This window comes from Corallococcus sp. BB11-1 (genome assembly GCF_026626625.1).
GTDB lineage: Bacteria > Myxococcota > Myxococcia > Myxococcales > Myxococcaceae > Corallococcus > Corallococcus soli.
This window is the reverse complement of record NZ_JAPNJY010000019.1, coordinates 133,612-150,581: the sequence shown is the minus strand read 5'-3', so window position 1 is coordinate 150,581 and position 16,970 is coordinate 133,612. Positions and strand designations below refer to the sequence as shown.

The window sequence follows — 16,970 nt, the reverse complement described above, 5'->3', positions numbered from 1 at the left end:
GGCTCAGATTTCGTGCCGGATGAGCCAGAACACCGCCGTCTGGTGCGACACCGGGAAGTAGACGACGTAGACGCCGTGGTAGTCCTTCGCGCCCGGGGCCACCGGCTCGCTCGCGTAGAAGCGCGCCACCTGCGCCACCTCCGTGCCATTGCCCAGCGCGCCCGGCAGCGCGGCCACCAGCTCCGGGAAGAACTGCTCCACGTGGTCACCGAACTCCGCGTACGTCAGGTCCTCCAGGCGTTCGAACTGGAGGTTCTGGTTCGCGCTCAGCGCGGGGATGGACGCGAACGCCCCTTCCGCCACGCGGTCCAGGGACACGGGCGGCGTGCCGACCACGGAGGGCACGTTGAGGGCCCACAGGGACTCGTCACACCAGTTCTCGCCCGTCTTGCAGCGCGTGTGGCCCGCCGCCTGCGCCGCCTGGAGCGTGCTGCCCAGCGGGAGCTGAGTGAGGGGCAGCGGCCCCGCGCCGTAGTAGCGGTGGTAGAAGTCCTTGCACACCGGCCACATCTTCGTGGTGAAGGCCGCCTCGCCGTCCGCGCACCAGGGCTTCGCGCCGGAGGACACGAGGCAGTTCTCCACGAAGGCCGCGTGCGCGTCCTGCGCGTCCGTGCACTGCGGGAGCGCCTGCGCGGGCGTGATGCCCTGCGTCTCCACCACGCTCTCGTCACACACCTCGATGCGCGTGGCCACGTCCAGGTCGCAGGCCGTGAACAGCGACGGGTCCACGCAGGCGCTGTTGAGGCAGCCCAGCACCAGGCGGAACTGCTTGCCCGCGCCCGTGCCGGTGCTCACCACCGCAAGATACTCGCCGCCCTGCGCCAGCGTCAGGCTGTTCACCTTGCTGAGCTGGCCATAGCCCGCATCGTCGTCCTGCGCGCGCAGCGTGGTGCCGTAGCCGCCGTTCGCGTCCTTCGGGCCGTAGACGAACAGGCCCGTGTCCAGGCCCATGCTGCTGCCCCCGTGCGTCACCTCCAGGCGCACCTGCGCGCCGGCGGCCACCTTGAAGCTGAACGACAGGTATTGCGGGTTCGTGGTGAAGCCCGTCTGCACGAAGCTGTTGAGCCCCAACGGGCCCAGGAACGCCGTGCTGTCCACGATGTCTCCGCTGGACGGCGCGGGCGGCGGATACAGCACGGCCTGCGCGCTCGTGCCGACCTCGTCGGCGGGCTCCACCGGCTCCTCCGACGGCCCGCATGCCACCAGCAGCAACGACGGCAGGAGCCACGACGACATCCGATTCCACGCGTGACGCATGAGGCACTTCCTTGGCTTGGGGGGAACGACAGCTCAGGGGACGGCGAGGTCCCGGAACCACGCCGCATACGGCGTGTTGCGCACGAGGTGCCGGTTGAAGTCCGGGGCACCGTCGGTCCACCACGGCGCGCCCCGCTCGCCCAGGCCCACCTTGGCGCGGTGGACGCGGGCCCGGGCTCGGCGCTCGGCCGCCGCGTCCTTCGCGCGCTTCGCCCGGCCCACGTCCGCGCGGGCCCGCATCAGCGCGGCCACCAGCAGCTCGCGCTGCCGGGGCCCGAGCGCCGGGTTGGAGCGGCGCCACAGCCGCCCCTCCATCACCAGGTAGCGTCCATCCGGGGTGGCGGGGAGCGGCGCGTGCGTCACGGTACGGGGGGGAAGAGGAAGCGCAGCACGTCACCGAAGCGCGCGGACCAGGCCGCCTCGTTGTGCTGGCCGCCCTGCACCACGGTGTACTTCAGGTCGGTGTCCAGCACCCAGCCCCGAGCCACCAGCGCGTCGCGCAGCGCCTGGGCATCCTCCACCGTCTCCGCCTGGCTGCCGGTGCCCTCGTTGGTGCCGATGTCCTCCCAGATGCGCAGCGCGGGCTTCGAGCCCAGCGCCTCCACCGTGCGCACGATGTCCCGGTCCGCCCACCACACCGACGGCGACATCACGCCCAGGCGGCTGAAGACGCCCGGGTGCTTCAGGCCCAGCGACAGCGTCACCAGCCCACCCAGCGACGAGCCCGCGAGCCCGGTGGACTCCGGCCCCGGCTTCGTCCGGAACTCCGCGTCGATGCGCGGCTTCAGCTCGTGGATGAGGAACTGGCCGTAGGCGTCCGCGCGGCCCGCGTCCGGGTACTCGGGCGGGAAGGGCACCGGCGTGTACTCCGCGATGCGGTCGGACGTGTTGTAGATGCCCACGAGGATGAGCGGCTCCACCTCACCGGCCTGCACCAGCGCCTGCGCCGTCTCATCCACGTTCCACTCCCCGGCGAACGCGGTGGCGACGTCCATCAGGTTCTGGCCGTCGTGCAGGTAGAACACCGGGTAGCGGCGCTGGGTGTCCGCTTCATAGCCGGGCGGCAGCCAGACGATGACGTCGCGCGGCTTCAACGTCGCGTCCGTGGGCGTCACGGCGCGCAGGTAGCGCACGTCTCCGGTGAGCGTGGGGTCCACCGGCGGCGGGGTGGAGAGGTCCGCCCACCCGCCCACCACCACGGACACGCGTTCGAAGCCGGCGCCCGTCGTGAAGGTGTGGTTGGCCACCTCCGCGCCCGTGTCGCTCTTCTCCACCGTCTCCCACGAGCCGCGCGTCACCTTGAACTCCAGGGCCGACCCCACCGGGAAGGTGACGGCACCGGCATGAGCGTTGTCCACGGCCCTGGAAAGCGCCACCTCCGCGCCGTTCCAGTTCCCCAGCTCCGGCTGGTTCCCGGACAACCACACCGTGGCATCCCGGGGCGTGATGTCCGGCGTCTTCACGATGAACACGGTGCGGGCGCCTGTCTCCCCCTCCGCCGGTCCGAAGCGCTCCACCGACAGTGCGACATTCTCCTCGTTCTCATGGACGGTGACGGTGCGGTCCGCCTCCGGCACCCCCGTGGCATCCAGCGCCACCCGGGCCACGGGCGCCGTCATCCGCACCGCGTAGGTGAAGGCGGTGCCCTTGGGCAGCCGGGCCTTCAGGCTGAACACCCGGCCACCCTGGTAGACCATCTCCAGCCCCGGTCCCTCCGGGCCTCCGAACGTGGCGCTGGGGCCGGTGAGGAAGATGGCGGCGTCGACCGGCGTCTCCGGCGGCACCGTCAGGTCGAACTGCACGTCGGAGAAGGGCTGTTCGGCCGGGACCTGGGAGTCGGCGTGACGACAGCCCCACAGGGCGGCCAGGGCCAGGATGAGGAGGAGCCCGGGCCGGAAGTGCCGGGGAGGGGACGAAGAAGACATGGGCGGGAGAGCCTCCGGGGGCCGCGACACGGCCCCACGCGAAGGCGCACCGTAGCAGCGCCCTCCGACACCCAGGAACTTGACCTCCTGGAGCCGCTTGTCGAACAGGAGCACTGCCGGCTCTTCAAAGCCGCGTCTGGTTTGGGGCCTTGCTCCTTCCTCCTCCTGACCCCGCTGGCCCCAGACGCCACCCTCCGCGGAACCTCCCGGGGCCTCGCGCGGACCCTACCGGGCAGGTCCCGGTTTCACGGACAGTCGCGCCTAATTTTGTATGCAAGTAAAAATATGCTTCCATCATAATCCTGCCAGGGCCTACCAGGAGCGATGCATGTTCGATGTTCACATCGGGTTCATGGACGAGGAGGTCAAGCCCGTCCTCAACCAGCTGTTGAAGCTCACCGCGTCACCCCCGCCGAGCTTCGAAGCCGTGATGCACCGGCTCTTCCTGGTGAACCGCGAACGGCCCATCTACGTCATCGAGCGTGACGACGTCATGGATGGAAGCAGCCTCTTCCAGATGATCGATCATCAGTATTCGTTGCCCTGGGAGTACAAGGCGGTGGCGCTGCTGCCGAAGACCCGGGATGCAGTGCTGTCGCCGCCTCGCATGGCCGTGCGCGGCGACAGCCGGGTGACCAGGGGCGCCGCGTTCGCCTTCCAGCTCGCGAAGACGCTGACCAAGGCGGCCCGAGAGACGGACTTCAACGCCCAGGCCACCTCGCTGTGGAATTCGGGGGCCAAGACCAAGCTCGCCCTCAAGGAGCAGATGGCCTACACGGTCTACGCCTTCAATTGCAAAAGCCGCGCGGTGGACCACCGCAACCCCGTGGTCATCGTGCGCGCGCCGGAGATGGGCCTCCAGCCGGAGCTCATCCGGCTGAACCTGAAGACCATCATGCTGGCGTTGGGGCAGATCAAACTGCCCGGCAACAAGTCCGACCGCAGCGCCGCGAACGTCTACATGTACGGGGCGGGCGGCGCGATGGGCAGCGGGACGAAGCCCGGCAAGCTGCAACACATCATGGGCAGCGTCTACATCGGGGCGGAGGTGGACGCCTTGAGCGTGGAGGGCAAGGCGGTGGGGCAGGAAGGGTCCCGCAAGGACCGCACCGAGGACCTGAAGCAGAAGTGGGTGGGGCTGGTGGCCTTCTCCTGCCCGGACTCGCACATCGTCCTCTACCGGTCCGCGCCCCAGGCCTCCAACGCCGAAGCCCTGGAGCTGGCGAAGGCCGAGTTCCTGAGCAAGCGCCTGATGGCGCCCCTGGCGCAATGCCAGAAGCTCGTCGAAAAGCTCTACCCTTCGTATTCCATCAGCCTGACCGCCAGCACCTTCATTGGCGGAGACCTCAAGGCCGCGGCCCGCGAGCAGGGGCTGGGGGGCGACTGCAACATGGAGGACTACCACGTGCTGCGCATCCTCCATGAGATGCGCTTCGGCGTGGGCATGCCCCAGCTCTTCAACCATGGACTGGCCCGCATCGACTGCGATCCTCCCCACATCCCACCGAAGCTGTTCGACACGTTCATGAAGTGGGCGAAGGAGGCGCGCTGGACGAAGGCCCACTACGTCGCGGGCATCCTCTGGGGACTGCAAGGCGTCACCGAGGCCTCCGTGAACTGGACCTTCGCCAACTGGACCTTCGCGCAGCGTCAGGAGTTGAGGAACGGGGTGTCGCTCGACACGTATTTCTACATCGTGAAGGGCAAGGTGCTGTGTCCCTTCTTCACCGAGCTGGCGTGTGACCTGTTGGAGACCACGGTCAGCAGCACCTCGGAGAAGGTCTTCGGAGATCATCACAAGGCCGTGGTGGGATTCATGGAGCTGCAGCAGGCCGCGGTGGTGCTCCAGGGCCGGGCCGTGGAGCTGCTGAGGAGTCAATCCGGGATGAGGGAGCTGTTGACCCTGATTGGCGGCTTCGTCGACCTCTTCGGGGGCATCCTGGAGGGCGCGGGGCTCAAGCAGAAGGGTGAAGACGTGTGGCCCATCTGGGCCCGTCCGGGCTGGGCCGGCGCCGGGTGGAAGAGTCCGGAGGCGTGGGCCGTCGTCAACGTCGGCAAGCCGGAGCAGGCCGAAGCCCTCATCAAGCAGGTCTGGGACGAGCACTTCCCTGACAAGAAGCCCAATGGCAACCTGGACCGGGCGCTCTACAAGTCGACGAACATGATGGCGCTCCAGGTGCTCGCGCCGACGGGGGGCGAGCAGATCGTCCAGGGCCACAAGTGGACGAACGTCATGGACGAGCTCAAGAGCAAGCACGACACGCAGTGGAAGGCCCGGCTCGCGCAGAAGGACTGGGACCAGGTGGACGAGCAATTCGAGACGCGGCGGCAGCTCACCGGCGCGGTGTGGAGGCAGCAAGCCGAGGCGTTCCAGAAGCTGTGGGGCAACATCAACGAACGGCTGAGGGCGATGAACTCCTGCAAGCCCCCTTCTCCGTTCATGGACGACGGCCCGCCCTCGGTCTTCTGACGAAAGCGATTGCCCGATGCCATTGCCTCACATCCAGGACGGCGACATCGTCGTCCCTTCGTATTGGCCCAGCCGTGGCTGGGCACCCTGGCCGGACAATCCGGTTTTCCAGGTGGCGGAGCTGCCCCGGGGCTCGCAGATGTTCCAGGCCCTGGAGCGCTACATCAATGGCAACATCCAGGCGCGCTCCTTCCGGGCGAAGAAGGCGGAGCGCACCCGCATGCAGCGGGCGGAGGCCATCCTCAATGACACCACCGGGCGCTACAGCTCCCTGTGGCGACAGCGCGCCGCCTACCGGCTGAGGGAGAAGCCGGAGCTGGGGGGCACCACGCCGCCGCCTGAGTCGGGCCCGGTCGACGTGTCGAGGATCCTCATCATCCAGAACGAGGCGCTCTGGGAGAAATACGAGAAGAAGCGCTACCAGTTGCGCTCCCGCGCCGGCACCAGCCTGCGCTCCATGGTCGTGGAGCTGGATCCGATGCGCTCGCAGCCGGGCTACAACACCCTGGCCCCCGTGCAGTGGACCTATTCGGTGGAGCACCCCTGTCCGGGCTGGCGCTCGCTGCCCGTGCTGGATGTGCTGCGCGGCGAGGTGCTGATGTTCCACGGCACCTCCAAGGACGTCATCCCGCTCATCGCCGCCGGAGGCTTCGACCCCAATCGCTGCCAGGACCGGGGAAAGGTGACGCCGGACTATGGCCTGCTGGGCAAGGGCGCGTACTTCACGGATTCGTTCTCCAAGTTGATGGTGTACACGGGTTGCAACAAGTGCGGCGAAGCGGAGTGTGATTGCCTGTCCATGAAGCATGGGCTGCCCACGAACCGTTACTCGCTCATGTGCCGGGTGGTGCTGGGCAGCCTCAAGCGCCGCAAGCCCTACGAAGACCTGTTGTCGGATGAGATCCGCCGCGAGGACCTGGACTCCTTGAATGGGTCCGCCTTCGATTCGGTGATGGGCGTGGGGCCGGACAACCGGGTGGACACGCAGATCAACCCGACCAATGAATTCATCATCAAGGACGCCACGCAGGCGTACCCGGAGTTCATCATCTACTGGCGCCGGCGAACGCTGACCCCGACCTTCAGGATGTCGAGCCTGTAGGCGCGTCCCCTCCGAACGCTGCGGTCCGCGCATCGTGGTGCGCACGGCGCTGCTCGCGACCCAGGGCGCCAACCGCGTGTACCGCTCCCCTCACGGCTGTCGCGGCGACCTGTTCGCGCGCGTGGGCCCGGACGTGCTCTTCGCGTGGGTGCCGGACCCCACCGTCTGTTTCACCGGCGCCCGCTATTCCCAGGCGGTTCCTTTGCGTGCATCGGGTCACGACACCGGGGGGCCGGGTGTACGAGGGTTGCGGCCGTGGAGGTCCTTGGGCGGGCGCCGGGGAACCGTCCCCGGGGACAGGCCACTTGGCAGATGACGGACAGTGCCTACCTTGCGCCCCGCACAGCGGACCCCGGGAGGCATCCTCCGGGGTCCCTCAAGCGAAGGAGTCGCACCTCATGAAGAAGCTGACGCTGCTGGCCTTGACGCTGGGTTCGATGGTCGTGGCGACGGGCTGCCACCGCAACACCCGCGACGAGGCGAAGGACGACGTGGAGGAGGCCGGCGACAAGGTGAAGGACACCGCCGAGGACGCCGCCGACGCCACGGGCGACGCGGTGGAGAAGGCCGGCGACAAGGTCGAGGACGCGACCGACAACTAGGCCGTCCCGGGCGGAGGCCCGTGGGTCCGGGGCGTCTACCGGAGGCGGGTCGGGCCGCAGGGACGTGGACACCCTGGACGCCGGACACCCTTCGCGGTGCCGGCCTCCGGGGTGTCGTCGTTTCACCAACGTCGTTGTCTGGAAACGAGGGCGCGCGGCGATGTGAACCCAACGGGCGGGCGACCTCCCGGGCACTCCGGCGCTGACAGCCCGGGCGTGTTGTGTACTCTCCGGCCGTGGAAATCCTGGAGCGGGCACGCGTTGAATGGTTCGCGGCGGCGTTTGGCCTCGTGGTGGGCACCACGATGGTCTTCGTCCCCTATGAGTTCGGGGCCGCCCTGTTCCAGCACATCTACACGCACGTCCGCCCGCTCGGCAGCCTGTTCCTGGTGGGCTCCGCGACGATGCTCGTCGCGCTGCTGTACCCGTCCTGGCCCGGCGTCGTGGGGTGGGCGGGCCGGGCGCTCTTCGTGGGCGCGGTCTCCTTCTACTGGTGGTCCACCACCGTCCTGAACAACAGCATGACAGGGGGCATCCTCTATCCGCTGATGGTGGCGGCGCTGCTCCTGGAGCGGACGTCCCGCTTCCAGGGGCGGGGCCTGCTGGCCGTGTTCACCGCGGTGGTGGCGCTGTGCTTCGGGATGCTGATGACCCTGAGCCCCCAGGTCTACCTGCGCTTTTCGCTGCTGCCCGTCGCGCCGCTCGTGCGGCTGATGGGCGTGCTCTTCCTGGCGTCGGGGTCGCTGCTGGCGGTGGGGCTGTGGCGCAAGCAGCCCGGGGTCTGCCGGCTGGCGCTGGCGGTCCTGGGGCTCCTGTTCCTGAACATGCTGCTCGCGCTGGGCGCGCGGGGCTCGTGGGCGGGGATGGGCGTGTACTCGGTGCTGGCCCTGGCCTGCTGGGTGTTGCTGCTGATGCGCCAGATGCCCTCGCCGGTGGGCGTGCGCTGGCGGCTGTTTCGCGGCATGGCCCTGGCGTCGGTGCTGCCCATCCTGGGGCTGGGCGCGGTGACGTCCACGCTCGCGCAGCGGGCCCTGGAGGCGGAGCTGCGGGAGAAGGCGCTGCAGGCGGTGGCGGCGGAGACGGCGTGGTTGGAGCAGACGGCCACCATGGCGCGCTCGCTCCTGCGCGCGCAGAGCCGGGACGTGGCCTTCGTGGCCACCGCGCGCTCCGGGGACCGGGAGGCCCTGCGCGAACGGGTGGACCTGCTGGAGAACGACTCCGGGCTGTTCGACGCGGCGTGGGTGCTGGACGACACGGGCGAAACGCTGGTGCCCTCCACGCGGCTGGACCGGCGCACCGGCAACTTCTCCGCGCGGGAGTACTTCCAGCACGCGCTGAAGGGGGGCGACGAGGTGCTGTTGTCGCGGCCCTTCCTCACGAGCGCGGGCCTGCCCTTCGTCGTCTTCACCGCGCCGGTGGACCTGGGGACGGGCCGGCGGCTCATCCTGGTGGCGGGGCTGTCGTTGCGGCGGCTGGGGCTGCATCCGACGCTGGCCTCGCGCAGCTACCACGTGGAGCTGTTCGACCGGCGGGATGGCAGCCTCCTGCGGGAGACGGACCGGGGCGACGTGCTCAGCCGCGCGCCCGCGCTGGAGCTGCTCGCGCCGGGGGCCCTGTCGGCGGCGGAGGGCATGGCGGAGGCGTTCGACCCGAAGGGGCGCCGGCTGATGGTGGCGCACGCGCAGGTGGCGGGCACGCCGTGGACGGTGGTGGTGACGGCGCGGCTGCGCGAGGCGTTCGCGCCGGTGACGCGCATGGGCGCCTGGGTGGTGGTCATCGCGCTGGTGGCGGGCGCCATCGCGCTGGTGCTGTCGCAGTGGGTGGGACGGGACGTGGCGGGGCGGCTGGAGGCGCTGCGGGACGGCTTCGCCGCGCTGGGCACGCCCGCGCTGGAGGGCGGCCAGCGGGTGCAGGCGCGGGGGGACGACGAGGTGTCGCAGCTCGCCTCGGGCTTCAACGAGATGGCGGCGCGCATCGACCGCACGCAGAAGGAGCTGCGGGAGGCCATCGCCATCCGGGACCAGTTCCTGTCCATGGCGAGCCATGAGCTGCGCACGCCGCTGACGCCGCTGAAGGCGACGTTGGACCTGCTCATCCGCCAGTCCGAGTCCGGCCAGGAGCTGAACCCGGAGCGGCGGCGCGCGACCTTCTCCCGGCTGAACCGGCAGGTGGACCGGCTGACGCGGCTGATTGGCGACATGCTGGACGTGTCGCGGCTGCAGTCCGGGCGCTTCACGCTGACGGTGGCGCCCATGGACCTGGGGACGCTGGCGCACGAGGTGGTGGAGCGCATCGGGTCCGCGCGGCCGGAGCGCCAGGGCCTGGTGTCGCTGGAGGTCCCCTCCTCGCCGCTGATGGGCCGCTGGGACGAGCAGCGGTTGGATCAGCTGCTCACGAACCTGGTGGAGAACGCGCTCCGCTATTCGCCGCCGGAGACGCCCGTGCGGGTGCGGGTGGTGGAGGAGCCGGGCGGGGTGCGGGTGGACGTGGAGGACCGGGGCATCGGCATTCCGCAGGAGAGCCTGTCGCAGCTCTTCACGCCCTTCTACCGCGCGCGCAACGCCACGGAGCACTACGCCGGGGGCCTGGGGCTGGGGCTGGCCATCTGCCGTGAAATCGTGGAGCGCCACGGGGGCCACATCCAGGTGAGGAGCGCGGGGCCAGGGCAGGGCTCCTGCTTCACGGTGCGGCTGCCCCGGGCCGCCGTGGCGGACGCGGCCGCCTGATGCGCTACGTGGAGGTCCTCCCCTGTCCGGCGCTGGCGCCGTACGTCCGGTGCTACTGGGCGCTGGAGGCGTCGGGGCCCCAGGGGGCGCCGCACCGGGTGATGCCGGACGGGTGCCTGGACATCCTGGTGGACCTGTCGGACGGGGTGCGGCCCCGGGCGGTGGGCGCGATGCGGACGGCGGCGGTGGTGCCGTTGACGTTCCCCACGTCCATCCTCGCGGTGCGCTTCCGGCCGGGCGGGGCGCGGCCCTTCCTGGGGCTGCCGGTGCAGGAACTGACGGACGCGCAGGTGGCGCTGGAGGAGCTCTGGCCGAAGTCCGCGCGCGAGGGGTGGGAGCGGCTGGCGGAGGCGGGCGGGCTGCGTGCGCGCTTCGCGTTGCTGGAGCGGTTGTTGCTGGAGCGGCTGCCAGCGCGGGCGGAGGACCCGGGGGTGGCGCACGCGGTGGCGCTCATCGAGGCGGCGAGGGGGCGGGTGGCGGTGCGGTCGCTGGAGCAGGTGATGGGGGTGGGGGCGCGGCAGGTGGAGCGGCGCTTCCTGGCGACGGTGGGCCTGTCGCCCAAGGTGCTGTGTCGCATCGAGCGGCTCCAGCACGCGCTGGCGTTGCTCCAGGGGCCGCGCGCGGTGGAGGGCGCGGAGCTGGCGTTGGCGGCGGGGTACTACGACCAGGCGCACCAGGTGCGGGAGTTCCGGGCGCTGGCGGGGCTGACGCCGGGGGCGTACGCGCGGGAGCGGGCGCAAGCGGAAGTCGGATTCGTACAATCCCCGGACGCGGCGGGTGCGTAACGTAGGGGCGTTCCCTTCCTGGAAGAGAGGCCTCCCCATGTCCACGACCACGACCCCCGCAGAACAGCAGGCCGAGCAGCACCACCGCATCGACTACATCGAGTTCCCCGCCCGGGACACCGTGGAGGCGAAGCGCTTCTACGGCGACGTCTTCGGCTGGAGCTTCGAGGACTACGGTCCGGCCTACACGAGCTTCAAGGACGGCCGGCTGAATGGCGGCTTCGATGCGTCCCTGCCGGCGGGCAAGGGCGGCGTGCTCGTCGTCCTGTACTCCAAGGACCTGGAGGCGACGCACGCGAAGGTGCTCGCGGCGGGAGGGCGCATCGTGAAGGACACGTTCTCCTTCCCCGGAGGCAAGCGCTTCCACTTCGCGGACCCCACGGGCAACGAGCTGGCGGTGTGGACCGAGCCGTGATGCGCGCAGGGTGAGGCAGGTCCAAGGGTGTGCTACGTTCGGTCGCGTCCATGGGGGAGTGCTTGAAGCCCTGGTTCCTGCTGACCTTCCTCGTAGCCCTGACGGCGTGTGCACCCTCCGGCCCGGCTTCCGGCGTGTGGCGGCCGGGGGCGGATGCGCCTCCGACCACGCCCATTCCCGGGCCATTGCCTGGCTTTGGTCCCTTTCACTCCTTTTCAGAGGCGTTGCAGGCGGCGTGTCCGTTCATCCTGTCGAAGCCCAATGCCGTCGCGGGTCACCTGCGGGACCGGGACCCGCGACTGGCTTTTCGTGCGTCGACCGAATACTGCGCGTGGCTCTATTACACTCCGGATCATCTCTACGAGATGAGCATGCTGACGGATCAATCCGCGCCTGACGACCTGGTTTCGGGCAAGCGAAGCTGCATTCTCCCAGCGGTCGTGGCGGATGCCCGCTATGCACCTGGCGAACTCAAGTACATCTTCGCGCTGCACAACCATCCGTTCGGAGGGCCCCCATCTCCTGGCGACCTCCGATTCACGGATGAGATGGCGCGCATGCATGCCTGGGCCATCGAAACGCGGGACAGCAAGGTGCTGCTGTCCATCATCGCGTTCTTCTCGATGTCGGGAGACGCTGAGAACCCGACCTGTGACGGCTTCTACCAGTACGTTCCCGCGACCCGCGACATGTTGAAGTGGGCCCGCGCCGACAAGGGGTGGACGCGTGAGACCCTGGGCACGGTGACCTGGATCAACACGACCACCTATCGCCTCGACAAGAAACCGCGTCGATGAGCACCGACCTGGACTTCCGATGACGATGCGACAAGGAATCCTCCTGCTGGCGCTCTTCTCCATGGGCTGCATGCGCACGCCCAGGTCCCCACCCGTCCCGGTGGAGGACGACAGGTCCATCACCTTCCCGGCGTACGCGGACGCGGACGTCGTGACGGTCCAGCCTTCGCAGCACCCTGTCGTGCTGGAGGGCGTGCTGCTTCGGGCGCTGATGATCGCCACGCAGGATTTCCTACCACCGGCCTCGAAGGAGACTCCCTGCCAGCACAGGCCCGAGGCACAGCGGTACCAGGTCATGCGTCAGGGCGATCTCTTCTTCATCCACATTTCGGAGGACCCCACCGCCTGCGGAAAGACCTACCCGGCCCTGGATTCAGGGGCCTGGTATGCCGTCGACAAGGCTGGGCGCATCCGTCGGCGCGTCCTGGATGGAATGCCGGATGCGCCGGTGGAGGTGCGCACGTCTGGTGGAGATTCCGAGCGCGTCCCGGCGGAACCGGGCGTAGCCCCCGCGCTGGATTCCGTCTGGAACGACCCCTCGCTCCCGTGGCCTGAAGCGCTTCGGGATGGAGGCCCGGGCGAGGCGCCCTCCACCGGACGTGACGCGGGCTGAGCGGAGCCTGTCCCGTTCGGTCGCCTGTCTTGCGGGCAGGCGGCCGAGCCCATGTCTCGGGTCCAACAGTCCTCCTGTCCCAGCGTCCAGGCCCCACGAAAGGATGGCTGTATCCACGGCGTCCGGGTTCCTGCACCTCCCAGACGCACGGTAGAAACCCGGCCAGGGTTCGCTCCTGGGAAAGTCGCTCGTGATCGCCAACGCCAACGCCACCATCCTCCACGTCAACGACACGCCGGCCAGCCTCTACCTGGGCACCTATTCGCTGCGCCAGGCCGGCTACCACGTGCTGGAGGCCATGACGGGCGGCGAGGCCCTGAAGGTCGCGCTCGAAGGGCGCCCCGACGTCGTCGTGCTCGACGTGAAGCTGCCGGACCTCAGCGGCTACGAGGTGTGCCGCCTCCTCAAGGCGGACCCTCGCACCCGGGAGACCGCCGTCATCCACACCTCCGCGACGTTCATCACCGCGGAGAAGAAGGTCATCGGCCTGCGCGCGGGCGCGGACGTCTACCTGACCCAGCCCTTCGACCCCGAGGAGCTCATCGCCACCGTCAACAGCGTCCTGCGCCTGCGCCGCGTGGAGCGCGAGGCCCTGGCCAACGCGGCGCGCCTGGAAGAAGCCGACCGCAAGAAGGACGAATTCCTGGCGATGCTCGGCCATGAGCTGCGCAACCCCCTGGCCTCCATCGCCCTCGCGGTGCAGATGCTCGGACAGAAGGACTCCCACGGCCTGTCCGAAGCGGACTCGCGCCGCCGGGACATCATCGAGCGACAGGTGAGCCACCTGCGCCACCTGGTGGACGACCTGCTGGACGTCAGCCGCATCACCCGGGGCAAGTACGCCCTGCGCCGCGGTCGGCTGGACCTCAACACCGTCCTGCACCATTCGCTCGCCGCCGCCCGGCCGGTGATGGAGGAGCGGCTGCTCGTCCTGAAGGAGGCCCTGCCCGCGGAGCCCTGCTGGGTGGACGGCGACCGGACGCGGCTGGAGCAGGTCTTCACCAACCTGCTGGACAACGCCGCGAAGTATTCCCCCGAGGGCAGCGTCATCACCGTGGGCGCCCACGTGGACGCGGACCACCGCGTGCTCGTGTCCGTGCAGGACACCGGCATCGGGCTTCCCCAGGGTGAGCAGGAGCGCATCTTCGAGCTGTTCGCGCAGCTGGACACCGGGCTCGCGCGCAGCCGGGGCGGGCTGGGCATTGGCCTGACGCTGGTGCGCCACCTGGTGGAGGAGCATGGCGGTCAGGTGTCCGTGTTCAGCGAAGGTCCCGGACAGGGCAGCACGTTCACCGTCACGCTGCCCCTGCTCGCGGACGCCGTGCGGCCCGAGGCGCGCGTGGAGCGCGTGGAGGCGCAGAAGGGCGAGTGGCGCATCCTCCTGGTGGATGACAACCCCGACGCGCGCGAAGGCCTGAGCGAGATGCTCCAGATGTGGGGCCACACCGTCGTCGTCGCCGCGGACGGCCACGAGGCGCTCACCCTGGCGACCCCGGGCTCCTACGACGTCATCATCCTGGACATCGGACTGCCGGGGCTGAGCGGCTACCAGGTGGCGGAGGAGCTGCGCCAGCGCGTGGCGTCCGACGCGCACCTCATCGCGCTCACCGGCTACGGGGCGCCGGAGGACCGGGCCCGCAGCGAGGAGGCGGGCTTCGACCTGCACCTCGTCAAGCCCGTGGAGCTGGTGGAGATTGGCCGCGTGCTCGCGCAGCTGGGCCCGGTGAAGCGCGGCGCGCACCCCCGTCAGCGGGTGCGCGCCAGGAGCGCGTGAGCGGCGCGGAAGCCGTCACCGCGCCGGGACGCGCAGCACCAGCCCGGCCGGAAGGTCCAGGATGTTGGCGCTGAGTCCCCAGGCGGTGACGGTGCCGTCGCCGTGGAGCGCCATGTCGGCGAAGCCCGGGCCCGTGACCAGGGCCACCACGTCGTTCTGATTCGGCGGAGGCACGCCCGTGCCCAGGACGTCGTTCACGTCGCCCCAGGCGATGACGCGCGTGGCCGACGTGGCGGCCAGCCCGTAGTTGTCCCCACTCCGGCTCAGGGCGAGGGCCGTCACGCCGCTCAGGCCCGGCGGCAGGGGTTGTCCTGCGGGATGAAGCCCCACTGGACCAGGCTCCCATCCGCCTTGAGGGCCGCGCTCAGATAGCGCCCCGCGGCCACCTGGACGACGCCCGTGAGCCCCGCCGGCACCGTGGACTGGCCGAAGCCATTGGCGCCCCACGCGACCACCGTCCCGTCCGCCTTGAGCGCCAGCGTGTGACTCGCGCCCGAGTTGATGGCGATGACGTCCGTGAGCCCCGCCGGCACCGAGGACTGACCGGAGCCATTGGCGCCCCATGCGGTGACCGTGCCGTCGTCCTTGAGCGCCACGTTGAAGCTGAGCCCCGAGCTGATGGCGATGACGCCCGTGAGCCCCTCGGGCACGTTGCCCTGCGCGCTGCTGTTGCGGCCCCAGGCCACCACACTCCCGTCCTCGCGCAGGGCCAGGGCGTCCTGCTCCCCGCCGGACACGCTGAGGATGCCCGTCCTGGCGCGCTCGGGGATGTCCTGCACCGGCTCACTGGAGAAGGCGGAGGAGTAGGCGAGGGTGCCGTCGGGCTTGATGCCAAGGGCCCAGGAGGTGCCGCTGGTCAGCGTCGTCGGCGCGACCACGCGCAGCTGCGCGGAGAACGTCCGGGCGGGGTCTTCCGTCGTCATCACCACCTCGCGCATCCCCGGTGGGACGGCGTGAGGCAGGCGCACGACGACGCGCGTGTTCGTCCGGGAGAGGATCTCCGTCGCGGCCACGCCCCCCACCGTCACGCGGAAGGGTCCCACGAGTAGTCCAGGTTGACGCCCGTGAGGGTCAGCCGGCCGCCCTGCACGCCGCGCTCGGAGACGGCGGTGAGCGTGGGGGGCTGAAGGCGCGTGAGCAGCAGCGTGGGGGTGGCCGTCGAGTTCGCCGTCACCTCCACCGACTGCGTCAGCGGCGAATGGTGCTCCTTGCGCGTCGCCAGTGCGTAGGTGCCGGTGGGAATGCCCTCCAGCATGAAGCGGCCCTGCGCGTCCGTGGTGGCGCGCGTGTTCGTGCCGGACAGTGACACGGTGAGGCCCGACGCGTCGGCCCCGTCCGACAGCAGGACCTGGCCTTCAATCCGGCCCCGCAGCCGCGCCAGCGTCAGCTGGGTGGACGTGCTCTGGTTCGCCAGCAGGGTGACGGACTGGCGGTCCTCCAGGTAGGCGTCGCGCCGGGCCTGGACTTCGTACGTCCCCGTGGGCACCCCGGTGAAGACGAAGCCGCCCGTGTCGTTGGTGCTGGTGGACAGGGGGGAGCCCGGCAGCGCCAGGGTCACCGTGATGCCGCCGTTGTCCTGGGGCCCGACGTCATCGCGCAGGACGGTGCCGCGCAGCTCGCCCTTCAGTCGCGCCAGCGTGAGGGTGAGGGACGTGGCCTCCGCCGACTTCACCTCGACCGGCTGGCGGGCCGTCGCGTACAGCTCCTTCTCCGCCTGGAGCGTGTACGTCCCGGGCGCCAGGTTCTCGAGGGTGAAGCGGCCCTGCGCGTCCGTGGTGGCGCGCTCGCTCCGGCCCTCCAGGGACACCTGGAGACCTTCGGGGTTCGCACGGCCTTCCAGCAGCACCTGGCCCACCACCTGGCCGCGGAGGCGGGCCAGCACCTGGGTCACGGACTGGGCGTTGCCCTCCTGCACCTCCACGGACACACGCAGCGGGGTGTAGCCGTCCTTCGTGGCGACCAGCTCGTAGGTCCCCAGGGGCAGGTTCTCCAGGGTGAAGCGCCCCTGGGCACTGGTGGTGGCGGCCACGGTCGTGTTCGTGAGGGTCACCGCGATGCCGGCGGAGGTGCTGGCGCCCTCCAGGGTGATGACGCCGCTCAAGCGGCCCCGGGCGACCTTCAGCGTCAGTGACAGGGCCGCGGACTCTCCGGCGCTCACGGACACCGTCTGGCGCACCGTCGTGTAGCCCTGCCTGGCGGCGGTGAGCTCATGGGTGCCGGGCGGGACCGCCTCCAGCAGGAACGCGCCCTGGGCGTCCGTGCTGGCGTTCAGCGTGGTGCCCGTCAGCGCCACGAGGATGCCCTCGGGGGACGCGGCGCCCTCCAGCGCGACCTTGCCCGTGAGCCGGGCGGTGGTGGTGGGCTGGGGCGTGGATGGCTCTTCCGACCCCTTGCAGGCCGCGAGGGTGAGGGCGAGGCCCAACAACAAGACAGACGGCGACAGGCGCATCGGACGCATCGGGTATTCCTGAAAGGGGCGACGGAGAAGGGACCAGGTCCCGGGG

General features: G+C 70.1%; 16 protein-coding genes. 10 read left to right on the top strand and 6 right to left on the bottom strand.

All coding sequences use genetic code 11. The annotated features are described in order from the left end of the window. Positions 1-3 precede the first annotated feature (3 nt). The 3 genes from OV207_RS15695 to OV207_RS15685 are packed head-to-tail and all read right to left on the bottom strand — an operon-like array spanning position 4 to position 3,182. Positions 4-1,236 carry a hypothetical protein gene (locus OV207_RS15695; RefSeq protein ID WP_267556017.1) on the bottom strand — a complete coding sequence of 411 codons (1,233 nt, stop codon included), beginning with the start codon at positions 1,234-1,236 and terminating at the stop codon, positions 4-6. A gap of 54 nt (positions 1,237-1,290) precedes the next feature. After that, complete coding sequence (locus OV207_RS15690) at positions 1,291-1,620, bottom strand: hypothetical protein (protein ID WP_267556016.1); 330 nt, start codon at positions 1,618-1,620, stop codon at positions 1,291-1,293. After that, positions 1,617-3,182, bottom strand: a complete 1,566-nt coding sequence (locus OV207_RS15685; protein WP_267556015.1) for an alpha/beta hydrolase-fold protein — start codon at positions 3,180-3,182, stop codon at positions 1,617-1,619. Before OV207_RS15685 ends, OV207_RS15690 begins: the two co-directional genes overlap by 4 nt. A 328-nt stretch (positions 3,183-3,510) precedes the next feature. On the opposite strand from OV207_RS15685, the gene OV207_RS15680 reads away from it, so the two are divergent. The 10 genes from OV207_RS15680 (at position 3,511) to OV207_RS15635 (ending at position 14,466) form a co-directional block, all read left to right on the top strand. Then, positions 3,511-5,652, top strand: a complete 2,142-nt coding sequence (locus tag OV207_RS15680) for a hypothetical protein (protein ID WP_267556014.1) — start codon at positions 3,511-3,513, stop codon at positions 5,650-5,652. Positions 5,653-5,668: 16 nt separating this feature from the next. Beyond that, positions 5,669-6,754 (top strand): hypothetical protein, encoded by a 1,086-nt coding sequence (locus OV207_RS15675; RefSeq protein ID WP_267556013.1) that lies wholly within the window; start codon positions 5,669-5,671, stop codon positions 6,752-6,754. Between the two features lie 34 nt (positions 6,755-6,788). Continuing rightward, on the top strand, positions 6,789-7,070 hold the full coding sequence (locus OV207_RS15670; RefSeq protein ID WP_324291532.1) for an urease accessory protein UreD: 282 nt from the start codon (positions 6,789-6,791) through the stop codon (positions 7,068-7,070). A gap of 82 nt (positions 7,071-7,152) precedes the next feature. After that, complete coding sequence (locus tag OV207_RS15665) at positions 7,153-7,356, top strand: YtxH domain-containing protein (RefSeq protein WP_193349810.1); 204 nt, start codon at positions 7,153-7,155, stop codon at positions 7,354-7,356. Between the two features lie 236 nt (positions 7,357-7,592). Beyond that, on the top strand, positions 7,593-10,082 hold the full coding sequence (locus OV207_RS15660; protein WP_324291531.1) for a sensor histidine kinase: 2,490 nt from the start codon (positions 7,593-7,595) through the stop codon (positions 10,080-10,082). Continuing rightward, positions 10,082-10,867, top strand: a complete 786-nt coding sequence (locus tag OV207_RS15655) for an AraC family transcriptional regulator (protein ID WP_267556012.1) — start codon at positions 10,082-10,084, stop codon at positions 10,865-10,867. The genes OV207_RS15660 and OV207_RS15655 overlap by 1 nt, the downstream gene beginning before the upstream one ends. A 37-nt stretch (positions 10,868-10,904) precedes the next feature. Further along, positions 10,905-11,282, top strand: coding sequence for a VOC family protein (locus OV207_RS15650; RefSeq protein WP_267556011.1), 378 nt, complete (start codon positions 10,905-10,907; stop codon positions 11,280-11,282). A 62-nt stretch (positions 11,283-11,344) separates the two neighbouring features. Then, positions 11,345-12,079, top strand: coding sequence for a hypothetical protein (locus OV207_RS15645; protein WP_227027436.1), 735 nt, complete (start codon positions 11,345-11,347; stop codon positions 12,077-12,079). 25 nt (positions 12,080-12,104) lie between these two features. Then, positions 12,105-12,692, top strand: coding sequence for a hypothetical protein (locus OV207_RS15640; RefSeq protein ID WP_267556010.1), 588 nt, complete (start codon positions 12,105-12,107; stop codon positions 12,690-12,692). Positions 12,693-12,882: 190 nt separating this feature from the next. Beyond that, on the top strand, positions 12,883-14,466 hold the full coding sequence (locus OV207_RS15635; RefSeq protein ID WP_267556009.1) for a response regulator: 1,584 nt from the start codon (positions 12,883-12,885) through the stop codon (positions 14,464-14,466). A 15-nt stretch (positions 14,467-14,481) separates the two neighbouring features. Here OV207_RS15635 and OV207_RS15630 read toward each other — a convergent pair whose 3' ends face one another. The 3 genes from OV207_RS15630 to OV207_RS15620 are packed head-to-tail and all read right to left on the bottom strand — an operon-like array spanning position 14,482 to position 16,924. Further along, on the bottom strand, positions 14,482-14,748 hold the full coding sequence (locus tag OV207_RS15630; RefSeq protein ID WP_267556008.1) for a hypothetical protein: 267 nt from the start codon (positions 14,746-14,748) through the stop codon (positions 14,482-14,484). Positions 14,749-14,753: 5 nt separating this feature from the next. After that, complete coding sequence (locus tag OV207_RS15625) at positions 14,754-15,509, bottom strand: RCC1 domain-containing protein (RefSeq protein WP_267556007.1); 756 nt, start codon at positions 15,507-15,509, stop codon at positions 14,754-14,756. Further along, positions 15,491-16,924 (bottom strand): carboxypeptidase regulatory-like domain-containing protein, encoded by a 1,434-nt coding sequence (locus OV207_RS15620; RefSeq protein ID WP_267556006.1) that lies wholly within the window; start codon positions 16,922-16,924, stop codon positions 15,491-15,493. The genes OV207_RS15625 and OV207_RS15620 overlap by 19 nt, the downstream gene beginning before the upstream one ends. Positions 16,925-16,970 lie beyond the last annotated feature (46 nt).

Coding starts and splice junctions, on each gene's coding strand:
- OV207_RS15620 (WP_267556006.1), bottom strand. CDS start 16,924: ATGCGTCCGATGCGCCTGTCGCCGTCTGTCTTGTTGTTGGGCCTCGCC.
- OV207_RS15665 (WP_193349810.1), top strand. CDS start 7,153: ATGAAGAAGCTGACGCTGCTGGCCTTGACGCTGGGTTCGATGGTCGTG.
- OV207_RS15680 (WP_267556014.1), top strand. CDS start 3,511: ATGTTCGATGTTCACATCGGGTTCATGGACGAGGAGGTCAAGCCCGTC.
- OV207_RS15675 (WP_267556013.1), top strand. CDS start 5,669: ATGCCATTGCCTCACATCCAGGACGGCGACATCGTCGTCCCTTCGTAT.
- OV207_RS15650 (WP_267556011.1), top strand. CDS start 10,905: ATGTCCACGACCACGACCCCCGCAGAACAGCAGGCCGAGCAGCACCAC.
- OV207_RS15640 (WP_267556010.1), top strand. CDS start 12,105: ATGCGACAAGGAATCCTCCTGCTGGCGCTCTTCTCCATGGGCTGCATG.
- OV207_RS15695 (WP_267556017.1), bottom strand. CDS start 1,236: ATGTCGTCGTGGCTCCTGCCGTCGTTGCTGCTGGTGGCATGCGGGCCG.
- OV207_RS15685 (WP_267556015.1), bottom strand. CDS start 3,182: ATGTCTTCTTCGTCCCCTCCCCGGCACTTCCGGCCCGGGCTCCTCCTC.
- OV207_RS15655 (WP_267556012.1), top strand. CDS start 10,082: ATGCGCTACGTGGAGGTCCTCCCCTGTCCGGCGCTGGCGCCGTACGTC.